This is a genomic window from Bradyrhizobium sp. U531, from assembly GCF_051710265.1.
GTDB lineage: Bacteria > Pseudomonadota > Alphaproteobacteria > Rhizobiales > Xanthobacteraceae > Bradyrhizobium.
Map to the genome: position 1 here is coordinate 85,133 of NZ_JASVEN010000002.1, position 26,902 is coordinate 112,034.

Here is a 26,902-nt window from a genome sequence, read left to right on the forward strand (position 1 = left end):
CGCATCGCCCCGGAATGACGGGCTCAAACTTACGCCCTCACACGCGGTGCAACATTCTGCTCGGCGCCGGCCTTCTGCTCCGCAGCAACCGCGCGCTTGAAGCCGTCGCGCTGCTGCAGGCGCGCCCAATAGGCTGCGACATTTGGCCCGAAATCCTTGGCGAGGCCGATATTCTCGGCCAGCCGCAGCGCGTAGCCGATGACAATGTCAGCGGCGGTGAAGCGGCCCGCGCACAATGTTTCGGCATTGGCCGTCGCTGCCTCGACGGCGCGCAGCCGCCCCAAGAACCATTTTGCGTAGTCGGTGGCGACCTGCGGATTACGCCGCTCCTCCGGCTCGAGCTGGGTGTATCTGAGCACCAGCGTCTGCGGAAAGGTTAACGTGGCGTCGCTGAAATACATCCAGTTCAGGAACGCGCCGTAGGCGGGATCTTCCGGCCCGACCATCAGCGGCGTCGGCCCGTGCTTAATGCCGAGATAGTGGCAGATGCCCGAGGACTCCGTCATCTTGGTCTCGCCGTCGACCATGAAGGGAATCGTGCCTAGCGGATTGAGCGCAAGGTACTCCTTGGCGAAGACCCGCGGCGGGAACGGCAGCATCTTCAGCTCATAGGGCAGCCCCATCTCCTCCAGCATCCAGAGTGGACGGAACGAGCGCGCGGCGTCGCAATGATAGAGCGTGATCATGAAGCCTTCCCCTTACTTCCCGGCAGCGTACCCATCATCTTGCACAGGACCATCAGCATGACCTCGTCGGCGCCACCGCCGATCGAGGTCAAACGGCTGTCGCGATAGGCGCGGCTGACAGGCGTCTCGTTGGTAAAGCCCATTCCGCCCCAATATTGCAAGCAGGCGTCGGTGAGCTCGCGGCCGAGCCGGCCGGCCTTCAGCTTCGCCATGGTCGCAAGCTTTGTGACGTCCTCGCCGGCGACGAGCTGCTCGGCGGCGCGATAGATCAGCGCGCGCAGCAGCTCGACCTCGGTCTGCATCTCCGCGAGCTTGAAGTGCACGATTTGGTTGTCGAGAATGCTCTGGCCAAAGGCCTTGCGGTTGCGCGTGTACTCGATGGTCTGGTCGATGATGTATTCGTGCGCCTTCAGGCAGGCCGCCGCCCCCCAGAGCCGCTCCTCCTGGAACTGGATCATCTGGTAGGTGAAGCCCTTGCCTTCTTCGCCGATCCTGTTGCGCTTGGGCACGCGGACATTGTCGAAGAAGATCTGCGCGGTGTCCGAGGAGCGCATGCCCATCTTGTCGAGTTTTCGCGCGACGGTGACGCCCTTGCTCTTCATGGGCACGCAGATCAGCGATTTGTTGCGGTGAACGGGACCGTCGCCGGTGTTGGCGAGCAGGCAGATCCAGTCGGCCTGGGTGCCGTTGGTGATCCACATCTTGCCGCCGCTGATGACGTAATCGTCGCCGTCGGAGCGCGCATTGGTCTTGATCGAAGCGACATCCGACCCGGCACCGGGTTCGGAAACGCCGATGCAGGCGACATAGTCGCCGGAGATCGAGGGCGTCAGGAATTCGCGCCGCACCTCGTCCGAGCCGAACCGCGCCAGCGCCGGCGTTGCCATGTCGGTCTGCACCCCGATCGCCATCGGCACGCCACCGCAATTGATGGCGCCGAGCTCCTCCGCCATCATCAGCGCGTAGGAGTAATCGAGGCCCGAGCCGCCGAACTCGACCGGCTTGTTCAGTCCGAGGAAGCCGAGGCTGCCCATCTTCTTGAACAGCTCGTGTGCCGGGAAGATGTCGGCCTTCTCCCATTCATCGACGTGAGGGTTGATCTCGCCTGCGATGAACTTTTGCAAGGAGCGGCGGATGTCGTCGTGGTCGGCGGTGAATAGCATTTTTTCCTCTCGTCATTCCGGGGCATCGCGAAGCGATGAGCCCGGAATCCATTCCTCTACGGTGTCTGCGGCCTGATGGATTCCGGGTTCGACGCTTCGCGTCGCCCCGGAATGACGGGGATTCACAACCCCATCTGCCTCGATGCCAGATCCTTCATGATCTCCTCGGTGCCGCCGCCGATGGCGTTGACCTTGACTTCGCGGTAGATGCGCTCGGCCTTGATGCCGCGCATGAAGCCGGCGCCACCAAAAATCTGCACGGCTTCCGAGGCGCAGAACGCCATGGTCTGGGTTGCCTGATTCTTCATCATGCAGATCTCGGCGACCGGGCTCTCGCCCTGCTCGAGGCGCCAGGCCAGCATCTCCAGCATTGCCTGCGAGGCCGCCACCTTCTGCGCCATGTCGACGATCTTGTGCCTGATGACCTGGTGCTGGGCGAGCGGTTTGCCAAAGGTCTTGCGCTCCTTGGCATAGGCGATCGCCTCGTCGAGACAGACCCGGGCGAAGGCAGTGCAGCCCGCGGCCATGCCCATGCGCTCGCTGTTGAAGTTCTGCATGATGATCTTGAAGCCCTGGCCCTCCTCGCCGATCAGGTTTTCGGCCGGCACGCGGCATTCGTCGAAATGCAGCGTCGCGGTATCGGACGCCCACCAGCCCATCTTCTTCAATTTTGTGCGCGACAAGCCCGGCGTCTCGCCTTCGATCAGGAGCAGGCTGACGCCGCCGGCGCCCTCGCCTCCAGTACGCACCGCAACGGTCAGATAATCGGCGCGCATCCCTGAGGTGATGAAGGTCTTTTCGCCGCTCACGACGTAGTGATCCCCGTCGCGCCGCGCCCGGGTGCGGAGGCTTGCGACGTCAGAACCGCCGCCGGGCTCGGTGATCGCGAGCGCGGAGATCTTCTCGCCTGCCAGCACCTGCGGCAGCACGCGCGCCTTCACCTCGGGCCGTGCGGCGCGCGCGATCGGCGGCGAGCCGATGGTGTGGCTCATCAGGCTGGCGCTGATCCCTCCGGCCCCGGCCCGCGCCAGTTCCTGGCTGGCGACGATCTTCATGAACTGATCGGCGGCGATCCCGCCATATTCCTCGGGGAATCCGAGCCCCAACAGGCCGATCTCGGCCGCCTTGCGATAGAGCGCGCGCGGGAATTCGCCGGCCTCGTCCCATTCGTGGGCGAAGGGGGCGATCTCCTTGTCGACGAAACGCCGCATCATTTCGCGAAAGGCGTCGTGCTCGGCGGTATAGAACGGGCTCTTCATCGCACTCTCGCGTCGCGGGATGGATTCGTCCCAGCCACCATGGCTGGAACATGTGCGGCTCACTTGCGCAGAGTGGCTGGCCGAGGGAACCGCTTCCCGGCCAGCGAAGCCCTAGCAACTCAACGCAAGACGATTTTCATCCCTCGCAGGCCAACTCCGGTTCAAAAAAAGACGTGTTGCACAAACTCCGGCTGGCCCCAGGGCCATGCCGGGATTGGTGCGCGAAACAGGGATGCGAGGCGGCACAAGACCGCCGAGGGAGGAATTTTGGCCGTTCGTTACTACGACTGGATCGTTCATCACGGCCGCCGCACGCCTGACAAGGTCGCGGTGATCGACCTCGCAAGCGAGCGCCGCTTCACCTATTCGCAGCTCGACGGCCGTGTCTCGCGCCTTGCCTCGTTCCTGCGCCACACACTGAACATTGCGCGCGGCGACCGCGTCGCGGTGCTGGCGCTGAACACGACCGATACGCTGGAGGTGCAATTCGCCTGCGGCCGGCTGGGCGCCATCTTCGTCCCGCTGAACACCCGCCTCACCGTTCCCGAACTCCAGTTCATCACCGGCGATTGCGCACCCAAGGTGATGATCCACGACAACGATCTCGCCGAGACGGCGCTCGCCATCGCCAGGCTCTGTGGCATCGCGACCAGCCTGCTGCTCGGCCCCGGCGGATCCTATGAAGCCGGCATCGCCGCGGCCAAGCCGCTGCAGAAGATCGAGGAGGTCACGCTCGATGACGTCTCGACCATCATGTACACGTCGGGCACGACGGGACATCCGAAGGGCGCCACCATCACACATGGCATGACCTTCTGGAATTGCGTCAATCTCGGTGGCCCCGCCTGCATCGGACCGGCCTCGGTGCTGCTCACCGTGCTGCCGCTATTCCACACCGGCGGGCTCAATTGCTACACCAATCCGGTGCTGCATGCCGGCGGCACCGTGATGATCATGCGCGCCTTCGATCCCGGCATCGCGCTCGGCCTGATCAACGATCCCGCGCAGGGCATCAACGTGTTCTTCGGCGTGCCCGCGATCTACCAGTTCATGGCGCAACACCCTTCCTTCGCCACGACCGACCTTGGCCGGCTGATCGTCGGCGGCGTCGGCGGCGCACCGATGCCGGTGCCGCTGCTCAAAGTGTGGGAGGCCCGCGGCGTCGCGCTGCAGCAGGGCTACGGCATGACGGAGACATCGCCGGCCGTCTTGGTGCTCGACCGCGAGGACGCGGCACGCAAGGCCGGCTCCGCCGGCAAGCCGGTTCTGCATACCGAGGTCCGCATCGTGCGGCCCGACGGCAGCGATGCCGATGTCGGCGAGCTCGGCGAGCTCTGGGTGAAGGGACCGAACATCACGCCCGGTTACTGGAACAGGCCGGAGGCGAACAAGACCTCCTTCACCGACGGCTGGCTGCACACCGGTGATGCCACGCGGGTCGACGAGGAGGGTTTCTACTACATCGTCGATCGCTGGAAGGACATGTACATCTCCGGCGGCGAGAACGTCTATCCGGCCGAGGTCGAGAACGTCCTGCACCAGCTCAATGCCATCGCCGAAGCTGCCGTGATCGGCGTTCCCGATGCGCAATGGGGCGAGGTCGGCCTTGCCATCGTCGCGGTCAAGCCCGGGCAGAAGCTTGCGGAAGCCGACGTATTCACGCATTGCGCCGCGAATCTGGCGCGCTTCAAATGCCCTCGCCAGGTTCGCTTCGTCGACGCGTTACCGCGCAACGCCACCGGCAAGATCCACAAGCCTACCTTGCGGAAAGAATTCTCGGTCGTGTCCGAGGTCGACAAGAAGGTCGCCAACGCCTGATCAAAGCGCCCCTCGCGGGCGCTTTTGTTTTTCGACGTGCCTGCACCACCCAGAAGAAACCCAAAAGAAAACCCCAAGGAAAAATTCAAGGAATTTTCATGAACAAGAAACTCGCACTGCTTGCCGCAGCAACGGCGATGACGCTGATTGCCACCCAGTCCGCCCAGGCGCAGAAGAAATACGACACAGGCGTCACCGACACCGAGATCAAGATCGGCAACGTCGAGGCTTATTCCGGTCCGGCCTCCGCCTACGGCATCATCGGCAAGACCGAGGAAGCCTATTTCAAGATGATCAACGACCAGGGCGGCATCAACGGCCGCAAGATCAACTGGGTCTCCTACGACGACGGCTACTCGCCGCCGAAGACGGTGGAGCAGATCCGCAAGCTGATCGAGAGCGACGAGGTCTTCCTGGTCTTCAACGCACTGGGCACGCCGACCCAGACCGCCGTTCAGAAATATCACAATTCCAAGAAGGTGCCGCAGCTGTTCCTCGCCACCGGCGCCAGCAAGTGGAACGACCCCAAGAACTTCCCCTGGACCATGGGCTTCCAGCCCAGCTACCGGGTCGAGGCCCAGATCTTCGCAAAATACATCCTGAAGGAGAAGCCGGACGCGAAGGTCGCGATCTTCTATGCCAATGACGATTTCGGCAAGGACTACCTCGCCGGCATCAAGGACGTGTTCGGCGACAAGGCATCGAAGCTGATCGTGGCCGAAGAGAGCTACGAGACCTCGGAACCGTCGATCGACGCCCATATCGTCAAGCTCAAGGGCACCGGCGCCGATGTCTTCGTCAACATCGCGACGCCGAAATTCGCAGCGCAGGCAATCAAGAAGATTGCCGAGCTGGAATGGAAGCCGATGCACCTGATGACCGACGTCTCGGTGTCGATCGGCGCGGTGATGAAGCCGGCCGGCCTCGAAGCCTCCGAGGGCGTGCTGTCAGCCGGGTATCTCAAGGATGCGTCGGATCCGCAGTGGAAGGACGACGAGGGCATGAAGAAGTTCATGACCTTCATCGACAAGTACATGCCGGGCGCCAACATCTCGGACGCCAACCTGGTCTACGCCTATGCCGCGGCCCAGACCATGGTGCAGGTGCTGAAGCAGTCGGGTGACAATCTGACCCGCGAGAACGTGATGAAGCAGGCCGCCAGCCTGAAGGACTTCGTGCCCGATACCTTGATCCCGGGCATCAAGATCAACACCTCGTCCACGGACTTCGCGCCGATCGAGCAGCTCAAGATGTGGCGCTTCAAGAAGGGCCAGTGGGAGCTGTTTGGTGATATCATCAGCGCCGAGACCGGAGGCTAGTTCTTCTCACAACTCCTGATCCGACGTCGCGGGGCCGCCCCCATGGGGGCGGCTCTGCATCATTGTGAAGCCATACGGCCTCAATCCGGTCTCACCGGACCTGTGATAGCTCGGCGTTGCCCTTGCCTGGCTCGGGCTGGATTGAGCCCCCGGTATCCTGGCTCACCTCGATGGACGCCACGGCAAGGCCCAGGCGGCGGGCATCACTAGTCCCCCTGAGCACCGCGCACGACCATGTAAGGACGGCGACACCCGAGGGCGGCAGATCGAGGGTCAGCGTATAACTGTTGGCGCCGATTGCGATTGCGGCACCATTGATGCGCACGCCGTCGAGATAGAAATGAGCCCCGATGTCGCGCAGGGATGCACGCAAGGCCGGGCTTTCGATGCGAACGATGTTGCGACCTGCGCTTCCCCCAATGCGAACGGCGGCCTGCGGCTCGCTCCAGCGGAAGACATGCCCCGCCGACGATTCGAGCGCATGGAAGCCTACCTGCCCGAGAACACCATCTCCCAGGAATCTCGCCGCGGGCCCGGCGCGGTCGCGCATGGAGCGAACGCATTCAAGCCTCTGCAGATGGATCAGCGAGGCGATGTAGCACCTCATCCATCGCGCGATCGCCTCGCTCGACCCGATCAGGGCCAGCGTGCTCAGGCCAAGACGCGCGCGTATGACCTCGAAGCGCGCGGCGAGGCGCTCCTCGAGATCACCGCAGAGAGCGCGCGCACCCCAATGCCAGAAGGCGCGCAATTTTTCGCCGGGCCTCCTCCAGCCGCGGCCGGCAAGACTGTACTGCGCGAGCGCATTCAAGGCCGCACGGGCGAGCGATCGGTCGAAGCCCGCCCATTCCGCCCATTCGGCCGGCACTTCGATCAGCTCACTGCCGGGATCGCGGCGCACCTCGCCGAGATAGCGGATCTCGCCCTCGACGAAATCCAGCGTGAACGTCTTCAGCTCGCCGATCTCGCCGACGTAATAATGGTGGAAGCGCGCCTCTTGCAGGTAACCGATGCGATGACCTCTCGCGTGATAGGCCGCAGCCAGCACCCATTCGGCGAAATGGCCGAGCTCCTCGCGCAGGCCGCCGCACTCCCAATAGACGTCACGCCGCGTCACGAAGCACTGATCGAGCACCTTACGCCAGGGATGCTGCTTCATGCCGAATTCGATGTCGGCCTGGTACATCGTGGCTTCGGCTTTCGAGAGCCGGTTGTGGCAGATCGGCACCGAATGGCAGGAGAATCCGGCCCAGTCGGGATGTGACTCGATGGCGCGGATGCACTGCTCGATCACGTCGGCCTCGGGCCAGCAATGCGACTCCGTGAAGAACAGATAGCTGCCGCGGGCCTTGGTTGCACCGAATGCGCAGAGCCCGATGTCGTGCTCGGAATCGGTGAACTCGAGGCGGGCCCCATCGCCCGCCAACGCTTTCAACTCCTCGCCTGCCCTGAAATCCGGCGGCACGACCAGGATGATCTCGTAGAGCGATTTGTCCGCGGTCTGCGACGTCCAGCCGAGCCAGGACTGCTCCCATTGCCCGCGGTGATATTCGAGCGGGATGATGACGGAAAACAGCGGAGATTTGCCGTCGTGTGGCGCGGGCGCGTCCTGCATGGTTGCCGTTATAGCCGCATGCGAGGCCGCTGCAGGACTATTTCTTGCGGACTATTGCGTCAAAAACAGCGCAAAGGGCTCTTCTACCGTGCGGCGCAGGTGCTTTCGATACAAGGCATGGTTGGTATCGTCCGCCGCAATCCGCCCCAGCGACGGTTTCGGAACGTTTCTGAGCGGCACATAGGCGATCGGCGCCGCGATCGGCGTGAGCTGCGAGCCGGGGCCCGCGCGGAGCGTCGAGATGATACCGTACATCTCGCCGGACACCGTCGGCCGCGACACCGTGATCACGCGATGCTGGCCGTGCTTGATGATGACGAGGTAGATGAAGCCGGACTGATGGGGGACGGCGACTTCGCCAGTATGCTCGTAGGCGGCATCGGTGCGGTCACCCTCGCGAAACACCAGCGACGATACCTTCGGCTCCCAGAGGATCTCGGTACGGTAGGCGAAGATGGCGTCCTTGTCGCCAAATGACGGCCGCAACGTGATGTAGACGTCCTCGATCCAGGTCACGGCGCGATGCGCATAGGAGCCGAGGCTGTCGGGAGCGACACCGTTGTCAGGCTGAGGCGCCACCACGACGGGGCTTTTACGCAAGGAGACGCCCAGCGCCTGCTCCAGCCGGACCGTCGTCGCCAGCGTGAACGGCCGCCGGCCGCCGAGCACCTTTTCCAGCGTCGACAGGCTGAGCTTGGCCTGCTCAGCCAGCGTCTGCCGGGAGATCCGGCGCCTGGCGAGCTCCTCGCGAATGGTCTCGGCTATCTCGCGGCTTTGCTCGTCCGAAAGCTGCCTGTCGGTCAGTTTGTCCTGCATCTGCATCGCTAACCCTGCTCCAGCACGGCCATTCTAGCAGGGCGGACAAACCAGCACAAAACCGCACATCACCACCCCCGCCGCGGCCAACCCGGCCGGCCACGGCGGAACATGACCGATCATTCTGCTCGCGAAACGGGCCCCCCAGGCGAATGCTCAGGGCCAGCAAACGTCCCTCGGGAGCAAGCCAAATGGACACCTACGACACAGCCGATAACGACGAGCACCCCATGTTGCGGGGGCTGATCAAACTCGGATTGTTTCTTCTCGCACAGGGCGTCGCGGTGATGCTGATGGCCTTCGTGGCCCTGCTCGTCAGCTTCGGGACGAGCTGGTCGGCAACGCCCGAGCAGGCCAGCCTGCTCCAGCCCGGCGATGCCAAGTCCGGAAGCCTGCTCCTGAAGGACGACGGCGCTTACACCGAAGCGGTCCGCCTCGGCATCGACGTCGACATCACGGTTTCCGGCCCGACGCTGCGCGCCCGGGTGACCCAGGTCTTCCGCAACCCAACCCAGGACTGGGTCGAGGCGACCTATGTGTATCCGCTCGCGACCGGCGGTGCAGTCGATACGCTGAAGATGGTGGTCGGCGACCGCGTCATCGTCGGTGACATCAAGGAGCGGCAGCAGGCGCGCGTGATCTACGAAGAAGCGCGCCGCGCCGGCCAGAAGGCCGCGCTCACCGAGCAGGAGCGGCCGAACATCTTCACCAACTCGGTCGCCAATATCGGTCCCGGCGAAACCGTGCTGGTGCAGATCGAATATCAGGAGCCCGTGCATCAATCCGGCAACGAATATTCGCTCCGCCTGCCGCTGGTGGTCGGACCGCGCTACAATCCGGCGCCGATCGTCCAGAGCGTCGACTTCCGCAAGGACGGCTCGGGCTGGGGCGCGGCGACCTCGGACCCGGTACCGGACCGCGACCGCATCTCGCCGCCGGTGCTCGACCCCGCCAAGGCTGCACCGGTCAACCCGACCAGCATCACGGTGCGCCTGAAAGCCGGCTTCGCGCTCGGCGAGGTCAAGAGCTCCCATCATAAGGTCAAGGTCGAAAGCCCGGACAACACCTCCCGCGTCGTCACGCTCGCCGACGGTGTCGTTCCCGCCGATCGCGACTTCGAGCTGACCTGGAAGCCCGCCGCCGAAAAGGCGCCGTCGATCGGACTGTTCCGCGAACATGTCGGCGATGCCGATTATCTGCTCGCCTTCATCACCCCGCCCAGCACCGAGCAGACGACACAAAAGCCGCTGCCGCGCGAGGTCGTGTTCGTGATCGACAATTCCGGGTCGATGGGCGGCACGTCCATCGTCCAGGCCAAAGCGAGCCTGCTCTATGCCCTGGGCCGTCTCCAGCCCAATGACCGGTTCAACGTGATCCGCTTCGACGACACCATGGACGTGCTGTTCTCAACCTCCGTGCCGGCCGACCCCGCGCATCTCGGCGAAGCACTCGGTTTCGTCAACGGATTGCAGGCGCGTGGCGGCACCGAGATGGTGCCGGCGATGCGCGCGGCGTTGACCGACAAGCTCGGTGACACCAGCATGGTTCGCCAGGTCGTGTTCCTGACCGACGGCGCGATCGGCAACGAACAGCAATTGTTCGAAGCGATCACGGCGATGCGCGGCCGCTCGCGCATCTTCATGGTCGGCATCGGGTCGGCGCCCAACACTTACCTGATGACCCGCGCCGCCGAGCTCGGCCGTGGCGCCTTCACCCATATCGGCTCCGTCGAGCAGGTCGAGGAGCGCATGCGCGGCTTGTTCGCCAAGCTCGAAAACCCGGCCGTGACCGGCCTCACCGCGAAATTCTCCGAGGCCAAGGCGGATGTCACGCCTGCGATCATCCCCGACGTCTATCGCGACGAGCCGCTGGTGCTGGCGGCAAAGCTCGACAAGCTGCAGGGCTCTCTCGAGATCAAGGGCCACGTCGGCGACCGTCCGTGGTCGGTGACGCTGCCGCTGCAGAACGCCGCCGAGGGCAAGGGCCTGTCGAAGCTGTGGGCCAGGCGCAAGATCGGTGACGCCGAAGTGGCGCGCGCCATGCGGGAGCTCACGCCCGAGGAGGCCGACAAGGCGATCCTGGCGCTCGGGCTCGACCATCAGATCGTCACGCGCCTGACCAGCCTCGTCGCCGTCGACAAGACGCCGAGCCGTCCCGAGGGCGCACCGCTCAAGCTGAGCGAATTGCCGATCAACCTGCCCGCCGGCTGGGACTTCGAGAAGGTGTTCGGCGAGCGGCAGCAGATCCCCTCGCAGTTGCGCGAACGCCATGCCGACGCGAGCGCCTCGCCGGCCGCGCGGCGTCCGACACCTGCAGCGCCCGATGCGATCCGTCTGCCCAAGACGGCAACCTCGGCGGAGCTGAAGATGATCGTAGGTCTGGTCATGATCGTGCTCGCCCTGATCCTGTTCGTGTTCAACCGGCGTCGGCTCTTGCTCACCGACGCCGCTTGAGAGAGGAGTGACCCCGAACTCCTCTGCTTCAGCGCGCGCGGCTGCCCGTCCCATAAACTGCCGCGCGCGTCTTTTTCTGAACCGTCCGTCGAAATTGAATTCGTCATTGCGAGCGAAGCGAAGCAATCCAGAGATTTATCCGCTGAGAGATTCTGGATTGCTTCGTCGCTTCGCTCCTCGCAATGACGGGAAGTGGCAAAATGCCCCGCCTCATCTCTCCGCTGATTGTTGCCCTGATCGGACTCATCCTGTTCGGTGACGGCGCCTACATCCATGCCAAGGCATGGCTCGCCCAAGTTCTACTGGAGCGCGCCTTCGACAGAAGCGTTGCGACGGGCGAGGCGGTCAAGCCATGGTCATGGGCCGATACCTGGCCGATCGCGCGCATCGAGGTGAAGCGGATCGGCGCCAGCGCCATCGTGCTGGAAGGGACCAGCGGCCAGGCGCTCGCCTTCGGACCGGGCCATATCCCCCAAACGGCTGACGCCGGCGAGCGCGGGGTTGCCGTATATGCGGCCCATCGTGACACGCATTTCCGTTTCTTGCGGAATGTTTCCGTCGGAGACGTCATTGAGATCACCCGCCGCGACGGCAAGCATGTCCGCTACCGGGCGGACTATTCGGCCGTCGTCCGCGCCGACGCATCGGGCATCGATCCCTCGGCGCCGGGCGTGGAGCTCGCGCTCACGACGTGCTGGCCGTTCGACGCCATCAAGCCTGGCCCGGAGCGCTATGTGCTGCACGCCACCGCCATCGAAACAGGTGAATAGCCGTTCGCAATCGGCCCGTTCTGGATCGATCAAGCCCTCTCAGGCAGGCCCCGCCATGGCTTTGAAGGGGCCTTGAACTGGCATTGCCCGCCCGAGACCTGTAAGAATGGCCCATTGATTTTGTACGTTGTGATTTTGTGAGAGACGATAGATGGACGACGAGTTCAGGCAGCGCCTCGAACAGCGATTGGAGCAGCTCGAAAATCGCGTCGCGCTCCTGGAACGGAATCTGGATCTCATCGCCGCCGGGCAACGGCGGTCCTCGCTCCGGAGCCTCTGGCGTCGCCCGCCGATGTGGACCTTCGAGCAATATCCGCCGCGCCTGCTCAACCTGACGGCGTTCCCGCCCGCACCTGCGATCGGCGGCAACGCGCCGCGGATCGCGATGGTGACGCCGAGCTACAATCAGGCGCAATATCTCGGCGCCACGATCGAGAGCATCGTCGGTCAGAACTATCCGAACCTGCATTATCACGTGCAGGACGGCGCCTCGATCGACGCCACGGTCGATCTCCTGAAAAGCCACGGCGACAGCATCAGCTGGAAGAGCGAACCCGACGGCGGACAGTCGAACGCCATCAATCTCGGCTTCGCCGGCGTCGACAGCGAGATCATGGCCTATCTCAATAGCGACGACATGCTGCTGCCGGGGACGCTCGCCTATGTCGCCAACTACTTCACGGCGCATCCGCATGTCGACATCGTCTACGGTCATCGCGTCTTCGTCGACCGCGAAGGGCTCGAGGTCGGCCGTGCCGTGCTGCCGCCCCACGACGGACACGCGCTGCAATACGCCGATTACATCCCGCAGGAGACGATGTTCTGGCGCAAGCGCGTGTGGGACAAGATCGGGCCGATCGACGAGAGCTTCCACTACGCGATGGACTGGGACTTCATCCTGCGGGCGCAGGAAGCGGGCTTCAACTTCGTGCGCCTGCCGCGATTTCTCGCCTGCTTCCGAATCCACGATGCCCAAAAGACGGCGTCGACCTACGCGATCGGCGCCAGGGAGATGGGCATCCTGCGGCGCCGCGTTCTCGGCTTCGATCCGACGCAGATGCAGATCCGCCGCGCCATCGCGCCCTATCTCGCAAGGCAGGTCGTCTTTCACTACGCGCACAAGCTGAGCCTGCTGCGGTATTGAGCCGGCAGCAATCAGTGGCTTCGTGATTCACGACCGTCATGGTCGAGCCAGACCCGCTCGAGGCCGATCCCGAGGGGCCGCGCGTCGGAGCTCAATCCGAGATCGGCGGGCGAGCGTGGATCGGATAGCGACAGGTTGATGGTCAGCATTCCGTCGGCGGCGGTCGCGGCGGGATCGAGCATCAGCCTGCGCTCGCCCGCAAACGCGTCTCGCGAAAACGTCAACTGCTGCGGCGGTCCGTTGCCGACACGGCAAACCGCCTGCAGTCGTGGATTTCCTTCCGACACGAATGCCCGGCACGCCAGCACGAGCGCGATCGGCCGTGACGGAATCGGGTCGAGCGCGAAGCGGAGCACGCAATGCCTGGCGACGGACCAGGTGCCCCATTGCTCCGGCTCGCCCCATCCCTCGATCAGCGCCGCGACGCCCGCCCCGCCTCGCCTGAAATCCAGCTCCCCTGGGCCGAGGATCGGTGCTGACGCGGTGGCCTCCTGAGCGGACGGATCGAACGGCGCCTGATCCGGAACGAATTGCGCGATGACGCGCACGGCATCTGCGATGGAGTTAAGCCCGAGCGCAGAACCATCCAGCTCATAAAGCACGCGATTCGTCCCGATGACTGAAACACCCTTGCGAGGCGGCGGCCGGTCCGCAAGACGGGCGGGAATGATGATGTCGGCGGCGTCGAACCCATGCCTGCGCGCGAGCTCGCCGATGGTCTGCACCGTTCGGTCATATAGCGGCGGGCGGGTGTTGATGTCGGTCGCGAGCGCCTGCGCCAGGGCCTTGAAATCAATGCGCAGCCCGTCGTCGTCCGCCGCCAGCAGGCGTTTGAGGCCAAGCATGTCCTTGGCGATGAAAAGCTGGAGGGCGTTGAGGTCAGGAAGCTCGGAAGCCTCGTCGATGGGTCCGAAATCACGCGCACCCCGCGATGTCTCGAGCAGGTCCGTCGTCTCGAAGAACAGCGCATGACCGGTGCTGTGCTGCGAGAAACCGGCCATGCTCAGTGGCCGTGACAGGCGGACGAAACTGTCGGTCAGCGCGGCATTGGCGATACCGGACGCCACGTCGGGCGAGAGACCGATGAAATAGCGGCCGCAGGCCGCACGCATCCGGTCGATGACGCTGCGGCGGACGAACGAATTGTAGATCATCGGCAGATTCGCGTAATGCGCCTGGAAGCCAAAGATGCGCGCGAGCTCGTCACGCGACGCAATGCGCCTTGCCGACGAGGTCAGGTCGATCTCGGCGACCAGCCGGTTGCGAAAGACCGGATGGTAGTAGCCCGGCCAGTAGTAGCTGTAGGCACTCCAGCTCAGGAGATCGATCTTCCGGCCGGACAGCATGGCCGAGGCCGTGGCGCATGCATAGGGCATCAATCCGTCGTCATCACCGAGGAAGGTGATGTACTCGCCCGAGGCGTGGCCTAGCGCCGCCTCCCAATTGTCGGTCATGGTCAGGACCGCGTCGCTGGCAAAATGCCTGAAGCGCTTGTCCTTGAGATCCGCGACCATCGCTGCGATCTCGGGATTGCCGCCGTTGTTCTGAACGATGAACTCGCAGTCCGCGTGCACGGGCTGGCACGCCATGGTCGCGAGCGCGTGACGGAGCGTGTCGGGTCGATCGAGAGTCGGTATCACGACGGATAGTAGCGGCATGGTCACCAGGAATGAACGAGCGTTGCGATCTCAAGACATCTTGCCGGGACCGTTCGCACTTTCGCCAAAAGTCTCGTGATGCTAGCGTCCTCGTCAGGTCTTGTCGTCAAGTCTCACCGTCAAAACCTGTCGTCAAGAGTTCATTCCGTCTCGCGGCATGGCGTCCGCCGCAATCCGTCCCCGAGCCGGCGTACGACAGCGCGTTGCAACAAGAAGAAAAGGCGAGGAAGCACATGGAAGCTCAAGTGCCTGCCGGATCGGCTTCTCGACGTCCATGGTCTCCGTCGCCCGATGCCGACGACATCGTCAAGGGCATCCACGCCATGCTGCACCCGCACAACATCGTGCTGGTGGGGGCGACCGACAAGCCCGGCAATTATGCCGAACGCATCTGGAATAATCTGATCAAATACGGCTACGAGGGCGGGCTCTATCCGGTCAACGCCAAGCGCGACGCCATCTGGGGCGTGCCCTGCTTCAAGGATTTTGCCAGCCTTCCTGAAAAGCCGGATCACGTCCTGGTGCTGGTGCCGGCGCGCTTTGCGGTACAGGTGATCCGCGACGCCGCCGCGGCCGGCGCGCGCTCGGCCACCATCGTCACCTCGGGCTTCAGCGAGTTGCAGGACGAGGAAAGCCAGAAGCTCGCCGCCGAATTGCAGGCGGCGGTGCGCGAGACCGGGCTTGCGGTCACCGGACCGAACTGCCTCGGCAATTTGAGCGCCGGCGAAAAGCTCTTCACCAACATCGACGACCGCATCGTCACCATGGAACAGGGCGCAGTGGCGATCGCAGGGCAATCCGGCGCGATCGTCATGGCGATCCGCCAGGCGCTGGAAGATCGCGGCGTCGGCGTCGGCTACATGGTCACGACAGGCAACGAGACCGGGCTCGAGACGCCGGACCTGATGCGCTATTTCGCGCAGGATCCGAGCATCAAGGCGATCGTGGTCTACCTGGAAGGCGTCCGCAACACCAAGGCCTTTCGCGAAGCCTGCAAGGCGGCGCGCGCCGCCAGCAAGCCCGTGATCGCTCTCAAGCTCGGTGCCTCCGAAGGTGGACGCGCCGCGGCCATGGCACACACCGGCGCGCTCGCAGGCTCGATCGAGACATTCGATGCCATCGCGACGCGCGAGGGCGTGATCCGCGTAGGTGGCCTCGACGAACTGATCGAGACCACCGAATGCTTCGTTCACGCGGCCGTGCCCAAAGGCAACCGGCTCGCCGCCGTCACGCTGTCCGGCGGCAAGCGCGGCATGCTGCTCGATGCCTTCTATGCCGAGGGCCTCAACTTCGCGCCGCTCAGCCCGCATGTCGGCTCCGAACTGGCGAAGATGCTCGGGCCGGGGTCGATCGTCGGCAACCCGCTCGACGCCGGCTTCGCCGCGGTGGTCGATCCCTCCGTCTACATGAAGTCGATCAAGCTGATGATCGACGATCCCGACATCGATATCGTCATCGTCGATGCCGAGCTGCCCAAGGCGCCGCATGAGGTGCGCGAGCGCAATTTGCGCATCGTCGACGAGATGGCGAGCAAGGGCGGCAAGCCCGTGATCTATGTCAGCGCGATGTCGATCGGCTTCACCGAGTTCACCAAATCCCTGCGCAAATCGCTGCCGCATCTTGCGGTCATGCAGGGCATGGACCGGGCGGTGACCGCGATCAAGTCGCTGCTCGACTATGCCAGGCTGCGGAAGGAAGTGCCCGACGTCGTCTCGAGCTCGAAGCCGGCCGCGCGCGCCGTGCTGGAGAAGGCACTGAAATCGGCAAGCTGTGCCGCACTCGACGAGGTCGCCTCGAAGAAGCTGCTGAAGGCCTACGGCATCCCGATCTCGAAGGAAGCCATCGCGCAGACGGCGGCCGAAGCGGCCAAGATCGCCAAGCAGATCGGCTTCCCGGTCGTCGCCAAAGTGGTCAGCGCCGAGATCCTGCACAAATCCGACATCGGCGGCGTGGTGTTGAATTTGAACAGCGCGGCCGAGGTGAAGAAGGCGTTCGCCGACATCACCGCGCGGGTTGCGAAGCTGAAGGGCAAGCCGAAGCTCGACGGCATTTTGATCGCGCAGCAGGTCAAGGCGGACCTGGAACTCGTGGTCGGCGCCTCGCTCGATGCCGAGATGGGACCGGTCGTGCTGTTCGGCACCGGCGGCATCGACATCGAGCTGATGAAGGACGTCGCACTCGCCGGCGCGCCGCTCGACGAAGCCGAGGCGCGGCTCCTGATCGGCCGCACCAAGGCCGGGATCAAGATGCGCGGCTATCGCGGCAAGCCGGCCCTGCACGAGGCCTCCGCGGTGAAAGCGCTGGTCGGCCTGTCCAATCTGATCGCGGACGCCGGCGACCGGATCGCCTCGATCGACATCAACCCGTTCCTGATCAACGCCAGGACGGGTGTCGCCGTCGACGCGCTGATAGTGCTGAACAACGCTGCGGCAAAACGGGCGGCCGGGCATTGAAGGACCGTAGGGCGGATTAGCGCCAGCGTAATCCGCCGATCGGCACCGCAGCGAAAACGGCGGGTTACGCTTCGCTAACCCGCCCTACATAGAATCGCGCCCATTCGACCACCTTCCAACCATCCCGCTTTGGCCTTAGACTCAGCCGCATGGCACGCGCGAGCAATCTTGTGATCGGAACGGCGACGCTGGCGGTGATCGCCGTGGCGTTCGGCGGCCTGCTCGGCGTGCAGAAATGGCGCACCCTCCAGAGTCGCAGCCAGTTGCGCGTGGTGTTCGAGGGCGGATCCGCCAGCGGGCTGCGCCGCGGCGGGCCGGTCAATTTCGATGGCGTGCCCGCCGGCCAGATCCAGTCGATCAAGCTGGACAATCCGCGCAAGATCGTGGCGCTGGTGATGCTCGACAACACCGCACCGATCCGCAAGGACACGGTGGCGGGCATCGAGTTCCAGGGCCTCACCGGCGTCGCCGCGATCTCGCTGATCGGTGGAGCGCCCTCCGCGCCGCCGGTACCGCTGGACGCGGACGGCATCCCGGTGCTGACCGCCGATCTCAGCGACGCAGAGTCCATCGTCGAGACGCTGCACAGCGTCGACCGCACGATCGTCAGCAACGCCCCCGCCATCAAGGAAGGGCTGCGCACGTTCGAGGATTACACCGCCGATCTCCGGAGCAAGGGCGGCGAGATCGATTCGGTGATGGCCAAGGTCGACAGTGCCTTCGCCGGCTTCGACAAGGCCGTCACGAAGATCGAGGGCGCGGTGCCGGGCTTCGTCGACGGCAAGGCCGACGAACTGTTCGACAAGATCAAGGGACTGCACGAGCTTGCCGACACCATGAAGAAGAAGACGTCAGGCTATCTCGAGGACATCCGCCGCTCGCTGCTCGACGTCAGCGAGGCCGCCAACAAGATGAGCGGGACGCCCACCCCCGCCGCCGCGCCGCGCCCACCGCGCAAGCCCGAGCAGAAGAAGAAGCAATAGCGGAGCACGCGCCTCACCAGGCGTAGCGCACGAGGCCCTTGCCGGCGTAGGAGCGTGTGACATTCGAGAACTCACCCTCGAAGGTCGCCGATGCAGACCAGCCGTTCATCCAGTTCATCTGCGCCGATGCGGTGGTCAGAGCCGAATCGCGCGCCTGAGCGGCGCCGTTCACCACGAAGGCCGATCCCGGCAGCGTCTGGAACACCGCTGCGGCCGCGCGGTCGGGATTGTAATCGTGGGCCCAGGCGAGGCGGCCGCGCAGGGTTAGAAGGCCGCCGGCCGCGGCAAACGACCGGTCCGCGCGCAGGCCGAGTTCGGTGCGGGTGCTGGTCGCGTCCTTGGCGGCATAATTGAGCGCGAAGACGTTGCTGCCGACCACGGCCGACTCGGCATAGGCGGGCAGGCTGAACAGGGTTGCCTGGAGCGCAGCATAGGGCGTGACGCCGGCCCACTGCATGGCATAGCGATAGCCGCCTTCGATGCGGCCCGAAAGCGCATTGGCATTGAACTGCGCACGCAACTGGTCGTAGCCCGCCGCCGTCACGACGCGGTTGGTCGTGACATCCTGCCAGCCATAGGCCAGCGCCGCCGTGACATAGGCCGGGCCTGCCGTATGACGCAGGAAGGCGCCGGCCTGGAACAGATCGGAGCGCCCCCAACCGAGACCGTTGACGTTGAAGCCGGTCCCGCCGCCCGCGAGCGCAAAGCCCGCCACCGTCGACGGCGAGAAACGATAGTCGAGGCCCACGGCGGTGCCATAGACGCTGCTGGTCGTGTTGTTCGAGCCGATGCCGGCATTCCCGTCGGTGGTCTGCGAGCCGCCAAAGCCGGCCGCCCACACATCCCAGCGCTGCTCGAACGTCGCAGCCGGGGCCTTGCGGTCAATCGAGGCAAACGCCTCGCGCGCGTTCTTGCCGCGCGCATTGGTGTCGCTGGCAAATGGCGTCGCGCCGGGCGCGCCGCTGCGTCCCGAGTTGAAGACATCGGTCAACAGGCCGAGGAACAGGTTCATCGCGTTGAAGGTTGTCTGCTGCGCTCCCGTCCCTGGCTCGCCGGAGGCCTGCGTCAGGCCGCTCGGGCCGAGGCCCGCGAACTCGGCCTGCAGGAAGCCGTTGGCGTTGAAGAAGTTCTGAAGCGTCGTGGCGACGTTCTTCTGATTGACGTTGAGCGCGTACTTCGCGCCATAGTCGAGCGCGAAATCGAGGAAGACGTCGTTCGATCCGATGCTGGTCGTGCCGATGAGACCGCCCGGCGCGGCGACGCCGGAGAAATTCCCGGTAGGAGTGCCGAAGAACTCCATGATAGAATAATGCTTCTTCACCGCAGCGCCCGGATACAGCGCGACGCCGACCGTGCCGTCCAGCGTGACATTGCCGTTGACGACCGCGTGGCTCGCGCTGGACCCGCTGCCGACCTGCACCACATAAACCGAGCCTGCCTGGAAGGTGAGATCGCCCAGAACCTGCATGCTCGAGCCCGGACCGCCGTCGCCCGGCGCATAGATGCCGCCGGTGGCGATCACGGTATTGCCGACGATTCCGGCGCCGAACAGCGCACCGCCCGCATTGACGGTCGTCAGGATCGATTGGGAGATATCGCCATCGACCCGCAGGATGCCGCCATTCACCGTAGTGGTGCCGGTGTAGGTGTTGGCGCCCGAGAGGATCAGCGTGCCGCTGCCGACCTTCTCCAGCGAGCCCGGTCCGGCGGGACCGCAACCGCAGGGATCGAAGTCCCCTATCACGCCGCTGACCTCGGTCGAGAGGTTGTTGCCGCCGACGACGAGGGTATTGCCGCCGCCGATATAGTAGAAGCCGCTGCCTTCGATCGAACCCGCGGTGATACGGCCGTCGCTGTTCGGGCCAATACTGACCCCGAAATCAACGATGCCTGTTCCGGTGGTGATGAAGCGGGCATTGCCGCCGGTGGAATTGTCGAAGAACTCGGTCTTGCCGCCGTCCTTGGTGATGATCGTGGCATTGCCGGCCGTCGTGAACGCGCCGAAATTGGTGAGACCATCAGCTTCGTTGATGATGGTTGCATTGCCGGCGGTCGCGGTATCGGAGCCGGCGAGCGTACCGAATATGGCCCCGCTGAAATCCTTGTTCACGATCGTTGCCGAACCCGCCGAGGTCTGCTCGAAAAATGCGATGCCGCCGCCATTCTGGTTAGTGATGGTGGCGGTGCCAGCATTGGTCCGTCCGAAGAAGCCGACCAAGCCGCCGTCATTGACGATGGTCGCCCGTCCGGCCGTTGCGGTGTCGGAGCCGCCCCCGAGCGGATCTCCGAAATACACCTGGCCGTTATTGGTGATCGCCATCGCGCTGGCCGAACTGGCGTTGAGAAACAGTGTCGTGCCGGAGAAGTCGTTCAGGAGCGAGGTGATCCCCGACGTGTCGGCATTGACGATGCTGAATAGGCCCTCATTGGTGACGGCGCCGACGATCCTTGCCGTATGGGTGGCATCACCGAGTTGCAGGGACCCGCAATTGCAGATGAAAGTGCCGCCGGTATAGGTGTTCGCGCCGAGCAGCGCCAGGGTACCGAGCCCCTGAACATTGATGCCGTCGCTGCCGACGATGCGGGACGCGATCACCGCCGAGGGATCATCGGTGCCGGTCACGTCGGCGGTGACGAAGGTGGTGCCACCCGGCGCCAGCCTGAGGTCGCCGCCCTGGATGGTGTAGATCGAGCCGTCGCCAGTGATGTCGAAGCCTATGAGGCCGGTGAGTTGCACGCCGCCCGGCGTCACGGTCACCGTGCCGCCCGACGCCGGGATCGAAGGACCGCTGCTGCCGAATTGGACGCCCGCAGACGCCGGATCATAGGCCGTGCTGGTCGAACCAAAGAAGTCGGTCCAGTTGGTCGTGGTGTTGTCCCAAACACCGCCGCCGCCATTGACGACGCCGTTCGGCGTGGTCTGTGATCCGTTGAAGACTTGAGCCCGCGCGGGGCCCGCGAGTGCGATCGCGCCCAGGACGAGGCTCGCACCGAGGGCGCCGCGAAAGGCCGCAGCACTCCGGCGCAGGCAACCCCGACCGCTCGATCGCGACCAAACCCCCAACGCTCGCTCCTCAGCCGGCGCTCCCCAGCGGCGCCGCGGGGGGAACTTAGGCGATGAGGAGGAACAGTAGAACTACGGGGCCTCGGGAATCTGCCAACGCGGCCGCGACTCGGGCCGATTCAACAGCCCATGTTGCAGCCACGCCACGGTTTTGCCGAATGCCATTCCCATCCCGCGCATACGCGGACGTGCCAGACCGTCCCCTTATATGGACGGCCGTTCACATCAGGGACTGGTCATCGACCTCGTAGCGCCAGCACGAGCTCAATAGTTGCTCGGCGACGAGCCGTTCGGGATGCCCTCGATCGGGCACTCGTCGGTCCCCGGCGTCGAACGGGTCATCGCCTCGACCATGTCGCGCGTGCCTTCGGGATCTTTGATCCAGTTCTTGTAGAAATCATAGGGACATGCCGCGACGCCGCGCGGGCTGTCGCCGGAATTGATCATGCCGGTGTAGCCGCGGTGGACCAGCTTGTAGAGATGGTTCTGCGACTGGCCGTTGCGGCGCGCGTCGCGGATCAGGTGCTTCGAGAGCTGCGCGTACTGGATGCCGTAATCCTCCTCGCCGCATTCGCCGAGCGTGCGGCCATCGAAGCCGATGATCGCGGAGTGACCGAAGTAGGAATAGACGCCGTCGAAACCGGCGGCATTGGCGACCGCGACATAGACGTTGTTGGCCCACGCCATCGCCTTGGAGATCATCACCTGCTGCTCCTTGGCCGGATACATGTAGCCCTGGCAGCGCACGATCAGCTCCGCGCCCTTCATGGCGCAGTCACGCCAGATCTCCGGAAAATTGCCATCGTCGCATATGATCAGGCTGACCTTCATGCCCTTCGGACCTTCGGAGACATAGGTGCAATTGCCGGGATACCAGCCCTCGATCGGCACCCACGGCATGATCTTGCGATACTTCTGAACGATCTCGCCCTTGTCGTTCATCAGGATCAGCGTGTTGTAGGGCGCCTTGTGCGGATGCTCCTCGTGACGCTCGCCGGTCAGCGAGAACACGCCCCAGACTTTCGCCTTGCGGCAGGCCTCGGCGAAGATGGCGGTCTCTTCGCCGGGCACCGAGCACGCCGTCTCGTACATCTCCTTGGAGTCGTACATGATGCCTTGCGTGGAATATTCCGGGAAGATCACCAGATCCATGCCGGGCAGTCCGGCCTTCATGCCCACCAGCATGTCTGCGATCTTGCGGGCGTTATCGAGTACTTCGGCCTTGGTGTGCAGGCGAGGCATCTTGTAATTGACCACCGCAACGCCGACCGTGTCGTTGCTGCTGGAAATGTCGCCGTGAAGCATGTTGAACGCTCCTGTCTTTTGCTTGTTCGAGGTCTTTGCGCTAGTGGCTGATCATCCAGGGTCGCGCCGTCGGGAAACCCTTGGCGCCGCTCCTGGTCTTGGTCACCAGCCGCGCCGGCTTCTTCTTGTCCGACGCGCCCTTGTCCTTGACCGTCTTGCCCGACGAGCAGCAGCCGCAGCCTGGACCATGCGAGGCCTTGTATTGCGCCAGCGTCTGCGGCGCGTGCGAGCTGCGCTCGTTGACAGCGTGCGCTTTGCGCTTGTCTGACGGCATGCAGAAGAAATTCGGAGCGGTCAGGATCACGCGCGGCGCCATGGTCTCGCAGCGCGGACAATTCTGCGGATCGTCGCATTCCGCCATCGGGCGCAGATCCTTGAAGGGCCCGCAATCGTCACAGAGATATTCGTAGACCGGCATTGTTGATTCCTACGCATTTGGTGACCGCGCGTGTGGAGACAGCCCTCACGCCAACCCCCTCCCCGTGAGAACGGGGAGAGGGAGCGCTGGCGTCATTTGTCCGGCGAGATCGGCATCTGGATATCGCCGGTGATGTGCTTGATGGGTCCCGCCGCCGACGGCATCACGTCGAAGTCGAAGATCTCCGTCGGCAGCCACAATGTGGCGCAGGCATTGGGCACGTCGACCACGCCGGAGATATGGCCCTGGCACGGCGCGGTGCCGAGGATCGAATAGGCCTGCGCGCCGGAATAGCCGAACTTCTTCAGATATTCGATGGCGTTGAGACAAGCCTGGCGGTAGGCGATGTGGACGTCGAGATAATGCTGCTTGCCGGCCTCGTCCACCGAGATGCCTTCGAAGATCAGATAGTCCTTGTAGTTCGGCGTGATCGGCGACGGCTTGAAGATCGGGTTCTTGATGCCGTATTTCGACATGCCGTCCTTGATCACCTCGACCTTCAGATGCAGCCAGCCGGCCATCTCGATCGCGCCGCAGAAGGTGATCTCGCCGTCGCCCTGGCTGAAGTGCAGATCTCCCATCGACAGGCCCGCGCCGGGCACATAGACCGGGAAGTAGATCTTCGAGCCGCGCGAGAGATCCTTGATGTCGCAATTGCCGCCATGCTCGCGCGGCGGCACGGTGCGCGCACCTTCGGCCCCGATCTTGGCCTTGACGTCGCCCTTGGCGCGGCCACCATGGGCCGTCGCCGCGAACGGCGGGTTGGCGAGGCCGGGCACGCGGGTCGGGTTGGTCGAGATCAGCTCGGCCTCGCGCTTGTTCCAGGTCTCCAGCATCTTCGGATCGGGCAGGCAGCCGATCAGGCCGGGATGGATCAGGCCGGCGAAGTTGACGCCGGGGATGTGGCGCGACGAGGTGTAGAGGCCCTTGATGTCCCAGATCGACTTCTGCGCCAGCGGGAAATGATCGGTTAGGAAGCCGCCGCCGTTCTGCTTGGAGAAGAAGCCGTTGAAGCCCCACAGGCTCTCCTTCATCGGGCCGACGTCGAGCAGGTCGACCACGAGGAGGTCGCCGGGCTCGGCGCCCTTGACGCCGATCGGACCGGACAGGAAGTGCACGATCGACAGGTCGATGTCGCGCACGTCGTCGGCCGAATCGTTGTTCTTGATGAAGCCGCCGGTCCAGTCATAGGTCTCGATGATGAAATCGTCGCCGGGATTGACCCAGGCCACGATCGGAATGTCGGGATGCCAGCGGTTGTGCACCATGTCATTTTCATAGGCCGACTTGGTGAGATCGACCTTGATCAGTGTCTCTGGCATCGAGATGCTCCCCTTTTACTACGGTTGGTTAGACGGACAGATATTTCGAGACCTGCGCGGCATCGACGGCGTCGCGTGGATCGTCGCGCACGATCTCGCCGTTCTCGATCACCAGCACCCGGTCGGCGATCTCGAGGGCGAAGCTCAGGACCTGCTCGGACACGACGATCGAGAGCCCCTTCTCGTCGCGGATGCGCTTCAGCGTGCGCGCCATGTCCTTGATGATCGAGGGTTGGATGCCCTCGGTCGGCTCGTCCAGCAGCAGCACCTTGGGCTTGGTCGCGAGCGCGCGGGCGATGGCAAGCTGCTGCTGCTGGCCGCCCGAGAGATTGCCGCCACGGCGGTCTTTCATCTCGAGCAACACCGGAAACAGTTCGTAGATGTCGCCGGGCACCTCGGATTCGCCGGCGACGACGAGGCCGGTCTCGATGTTCTCCTTCACCGTCATGGTGGAGAAAATCATGCGGCCCTGCGGCACGTAGGCGAGGCCCTTGGCGACGCGCTCATAGCTCCTGAGGCCGCCGAGCTCGGCGCCGTCCATGGTCACCGAGCCGCTCTTCGCCGGCAAAATGCCCATCAGCGACTTCATCAGCGTGGTCTTGCCCATGCCGTTGCGACCCATGATCGCGACGATCTCGTTGGGCGCCACCTTGACGTTGAGCCCGTGCAGTACCTCGCTCTGGCCGTAGGCGACGTGGAGGTCAGAAATTGCCAGCATCGTCACGCCTCCTTAGTGCCCGAGATAGACTTCGACGACCTTGGGATCGTTCTTCACCTTCTCCATCGTCCCCTCGGAGAGGATCTGGCCCTGGTGCAGCACGGTGACCTTGTGCGCGATGTCCTCGACGAACTTCATGTCGTGCTCGATCACCAGCACCGAACGGTTCTTGATGATGCGGTTGAGCAATTCGGCGGTCTTGACGCGCTCGGACACGCTCATGCCGGCGACGGGCTCGTCGAGCATCAGCAAGTCCGGGTCCTGGATCAGCAGCATGCCGATCTCGAGCCATTGCTTCTGGCCGTGGCTGAGCTCGTCGGCATAGGTGTTGAGCTTCTCTTTCAGGAAGATCATCTCGGCGACCTCCTCCACTCGATCCTTCACGAGCTGGTCGCGCTGAAAGGTCAGCGAGCCGAACACGGTGCGCCCGCGCGGGAACGAGATCTCGAGGTTCTCGAACACGGTGAGGTCCTCGAACACCGAAGGCGTTTGGAATTTGCGCCCGACGCCGGTCTGCACGATCTCGTTCTCCCGCATCTTCGTGAGCTCCTTGCCACGAAACTGGATCGAGCCCGAGGTCGCCCTGGTCTTGCCGCAGATCAGATCGAGCACCGTGGTCTTGCCGGCTCCGTTGGGACCGATGATGACGCGGATCTCGTTCTCCTCGACGTAGAAGGAGAGATCGTTGACCGCCTTGAACCCGTCGAACGAGACGGTCAGTCCGGAGACGGCGAGCAGGAAATCCTTGGGCTGGTGTCCAACGAGCATGACCTATCTCCTCACTCTGCCGGCGCGCCGTCGGCGACCGAATTGTCGTTCCAGTCCGGCTTCGACTTGCGCGAGGCGAACAGCCGGTCGATGCGCGGCTGGACATAGTCGGCCCACAGCCCGGACAGGCCGTTCGGGAAGGCGAGCACGACCGCAATGAACAGCGCGCCGAGGCCGAACAGCCAAAGCTGCGGGAAGGATTCCGACAGGCTGGTCTTGGCGAAGTTCACCAGAATCGCGCCCCAGATCGCGCCGAAGATCGACATGCGCCCGCCGACCGCGGTGTAGATCACCATCTCGATCGACGGCACGATGCCGACGAAGGACGGCGACATGAAACCGACATTGAGCGCGAACATGGCGCCGCCGATCGCGGCGAAGACCGCGGCCATGCAGAAGGCGAAGATCTTGAAATTGGCGACGCTGTAGCCGGAGAAGCGGACACGGTCCTCCTGCTCGCGCATCGCCACGAGGATGCGGCCGAGCTTGGTCAGGCGGATGAACTGCGCGATGCCGATGCAGGCGAACAGCAGCACCACCTCGACGAAGTACAGGATGATCTTGGCGTGGTCGGGCCGGATGTCCCAGCCCTTGAGCGTGCGCAGATCGGTCATACCGTTGATACCGCCGGTGTAGCCCTGCTGACCCACGATCAGGATGGTGAGGATGGCGGCGACGGCCTGGGTGATGATCGCGAAATAGGTGCCGCCGACCCGGCGCTTGAACATCGCGGTGCCGATGATCAGGGCGAACACGCCGGGCACCAGGATGATGGCGAGTATGGTGAAGGTGAGGCTGTGGAACGGCTGCCAGAATAGCGGCAACGACGTGATCTGATTCCAGTCCATGAAATCGGGAATGCCCGGCGTCGACTGGATCTTGGTGTTCTCGACGCTCGAGGCCTCGAGCTTAAGGAACATCGCCATGCAATAGCCGCCGAGGCCGAAGAACACGCCCTGCCCCAGGCTCAGAATGCCGCCATAGCCCCAGCACAATACGAGACCGAGCGCGACGAAGGCGTAAGTCAGGTATTTCGCGACCAGGTTGAGGCGGAACACGTCGAGCGTCAGCGGCAGGATCACGAACAGCACGGCGGCGAGAGCAATGAAGCCCATGAGTTCGGAGCGATTGAAGAAGCGTGAGTTGATGATCATGACTTGCCTGCTTCTC

The 26,902-nt window shown here is 64.0% G+C and carries 20 protein-coding genes; 7 read left to right on the forward strand and 13 right to left on the reverse strand.

Annotated features, from left to right (window positions below; all coding sequences use genetic code 11):
- Nucleotides 1-29 precede the first annotated feature (29 nt).
- The 3 genes from QRQ56_RS12390 to QRQ56_RS12400 all read right to left on the reverse strand — a co-directional run bounded on the left by QRQ56_RS12390 (nucleotide 30) and on the right by QRQ56_RS12400 (nucleotide 3,108).
- The gene (locus QRQ56_RS12390; protein ID WP_438740286.1) at nucleotides 30-686 is read right to left on the reverse strand and encodes a glutathione S-transferase family protein; all 657 of its coding nucleotides are present in this window, start codon (nucleotides 684-686) and stop codon (nucleotides 30-32) included.
- On the reverse strand, nucleotides 683-1,849 hold the full coding sequence (locus tag QRQ56_RS12395; RefSeq protein ID WP_438740288.1) for an acyl-CoA dehydrogenase family protein: 1,167 nt from the start codon (nucleotides 1,847-1,849) through the stop codon (nucleotides 683-685). Before QRQ56_RS12395 ends, QRQ56_RS12390 begins: the two co-directional genes overlap by 4 nt.
- 122 nt (nucleotides 1,850-1,971) lie before the next feature.
- Nucleotides 1,972-3,108: an acyl-CoA dehydrogenase family protein gene (locus QRQ56_RS12400; protein ID WP_438740289.1), complete on the reverse strand. Its 1,137-nt coding sequence runs from the start codon at nucleotides 3,106-3,108 to the stop codon at nucleotides 1,972-1,974.
- A gap of 267 nt (nucleotides 3,109-3,375) precedes the next feature.
- On the opposite strand from QRQ56_RS12400, the gene QRQ56_RS12405 reads away from it, so the two are divergent.
- Both QRQ56_RS12405 and QRQ56_RS12410 read left to right on the forward strand, forming a co-directional pair.
- Nucleotides 3,376-4,926 carry an acyl-CoA synthetase gene (locus tag QRQ56_RS12405; RefSeq protein ID WP_438740291.1) on the forward strand — a complete coding sequence of 517 codons (1,551 nt, stop codon included), beginning with the start codon at nucleotides 3,376-3,378 and terminating at the stop codon, nucleotides 4,924-4,926.
- Between the two features lie 98 nt (nucleotides 4,927-5,024).
- A complete protein-coding gene (locus QRQ56_RS12410) occupies nucleotides 5,025-6,245 on the forward strand; it encodes an ABC transporter substrate-binding protein (RefSeq protein ID WP_438740293.1) in 1,221 nt (406 codons plus the stop codon).
- A gap of 91 nt (nucleotides 6,246-6,336) precedes the next feature.
- Here the strand turns inward: QRQ56_RS12410 and QRQ56_RS12415 are convergent, their stop codons facing one another.
- Together QRQ56_RS12415 and QRQ56_RS12420 are read right to left on the reverse strand one after the other, a co-directional pair.
- Nucleotides 6,337-7,860, reverse strand: coding sequence for a glycosyltransferase family 2 protein (locus QRQ56_RS12415; RefSeq protein WP_438740294.1), 1,524 nt, complete (start codon nucleotides 7,858-7,860; stop codon nucleotides 6,337-6,339).
- A 51-nt stretch (nucleotides 7,861-7,911) separates the two neighbouring features.
- Entirely contained in the window at nucleotides 7,912-8,682 is a 771-nt protein-coding gene (locus tag QRQ56_RS12420) for a helix-turn-helix domain-containing protein (RefSeq protein ID WP_438740295.1), read from the reverse strand.
- Nucleotides 8,683-8,867: 185 nt separating this feature from the next.
- On the opposite strand from QRQ56_RS12420, the gene QRQ56_RS12425 reads away from it, so the two are divergent.
- From QRQ56_RS12425 to QRQ56_RS12435, 3 genes are all read left to right on the forward strand, one after another.
- On the forward strand, nucleotides 8,868-11,129 hold the full coding sequence (locus QRQ56_RS12425; RefSeq protein ID WP_438740297.1) for a marine proteobacterial sortase target protein: 2,262 nt from the start codon (nucleotides 8,868-8,870) through the stop codon (nucleotides 11,127-11,129).
- Nucleotides 11,130-11,329: 200 nt separating this feature from the next.
- On the forward strand, nucleotides 11,330-11,899 hold the full coding sequence (locus QRQ56_RS12430; RefSeq protein ID WP_438740298.1) for a class GN sortase: 570 nt from the start codon (nucleotides 11,330-11,332) through the stop codon (nucleotides 11,897-11,899).
- A 151-nt stretch (nucleotides 11,900-12,050) separates the two neighbouring features.
- The gene (locus QRQ56_RS12435) at nucleotides 12,051-13,043 is read left to right on the forward strand and encodes a glycosyltransferase (RefSeq protein ID WP_438740300.1); all 993 of its coding nucleotides are present in this window, start codon (nucleotides 12,051-12,053) and stop codon (nucleotides 13,041-13,043) included.
- An 11-nt stretch (nucleotides 13,044-13,054) separates the two neighbouring features.
- Here the strand turns inward: QRQ56_RS12435 and QRQ56_RS12440 are convergent, their stop codons facing one another.
- Nucleotides 13,055-14,701 (reverse strand): glycosyltransferase family 2 protein, encoded by a 1,647-nt coding sequence (locus tag QRQ56_RS12440; protein ID WP_438740302.1) that lies wholly within the window; start codon nucleotides 14,699-14,701, stop codon nucleotides 13,055-13,057.
- A gap of 233 nt (nucleotides 14,702-14,934) precedes the next feature.
- Between QRQ56_RS12440 and QRQ56_RS12445 the strand changes: the two genes are divergently transcribed.
- Both QRQ56_RS12445 and QRQ56_RS12450 read left to right on the forward strand, forming a co-directional pair.
- Nucleotides 14,935-17,154, forward strand: coding sequence for an acetate--CoA ligase family protein (locus tag QRQ56_RS12445; protein WP_438740304.1), 2,220 nt, complete (start codon nucleotides 14,935-14,937; stop codon nucleotides 17,152-17,154).
- 149 nt (nucleotides 17,155-17,303) lie between these two features.
- The gene (locus QRQ56_RS12450) at nucleotides 17,304-18,137 is read left to right on the forward strand and encodes an MlaD family protein (RefSeq protein WP_438740306.1); all 834 of its coding nucleotides are present in this window, start codon (nucleotides 17,304-17,306) and stop codon (nucleotides 18,135-18,137) included.
- Between the two features lie 13 nt (nucleotides 18,138-18,150).
- Here QRQ56_RS12450 and QRQ56_RS12455 read toward each other — a convergent pair whose 3' ends face one another.
- The 7 genes from QRQ56_RS12455 to urtC form a co-directional block, all read right to left on the reverse strand.
- A complete protein-coding gene (locus QRQ56_RS12455; protein WP_438740308.1) occupies nucleotides 18,151-21,201 on the reverse strand; it encodes an autotransporter outer membrane beta-barrel domain-containing protein in 3,051 nt (1,016 codons plus the stop codon).
- 264 nt (nucleotides 21,202-21,465) lie between these two features.
- Entirely contained in the window at nucleotides 21,466-22,506 is a 1,041-nt protein-coding gene (locus QRQ56_RS12460; protein WP_438740310.1) for an aliphatic amidase, read from the reverse strand.
- 40 nt (nucleotides 22,507-22,546) lie between these two features.
- On the reverse strand, nucleotides 22,547-22,924 hold the full coding sequence (locus QRQ56_RS12465) for an FmdB family zinc ribbon protein (RefSeq protein ID WP_438740312.1): 378 nt from the start codon (nucleotides 22,922-22,924) through the stop codon (nucleotides 22,547-22,549).
- 92 nt (nucleotides 22,925-23,016) lie between these two features.
- Nucleotides 23,017-24,246 (reverse strand): formamidase, encoded by a 1,230-nt coding sequence (gene fmdA, locus QRQ56_RS12470; RefSeq protein ID WP_438740313.1) that lies wholly within the window; start codon nucleotides 24,244-24,246, stop codon nucleotides 23,017-23,019.
- Nucleotides 24,247-24,274: 28 nt separating this feature from the next.
- Complete coding sequence (gene urtE, locus QRQ56_RS12475) at nucleotides 24,275-24,964, reverse strand: urea ABC transporter ATP-binding subunit UrtE (RefSeq protein ID WP_438740314.1); 690 nt, start codon at nucleotides 24,962-24,964, stop codon at nucleotides 24,275-24,277.
- Nucleotides 24,965-24,976: 12 nt separating this feature from the next.
- The gene (gene urtD, locus QRQ56_RS12480; protein ID WP_438740316.1) at nucleotides 24,977-25,732 is read right to left on the reverse strand and encodes an urea ABC transporter ATP-binding protein UrtD; all 756 of its coding nucleotides are present in this window, start codon (nucleotides 25,730-25,732) and stop codon (nucleotides 24,977-24,979) included.
- Between the two features lie 11 nt (nucleotides 25,733-25,743).
- A complete protein-coding gene (gene urtC, locus QRQ56_RS12485) occupies nucleotides 25,744-26,886 on the reverse strand; it encodes an urea ABC transporter permease subunit UrtC (RefSeq protein ID WP_438740318.1) in 1,143 nt (380 codons plus the stop codon).
- Nucleotides 26,887-26,902: the final 16 nt, after the last annotated feature.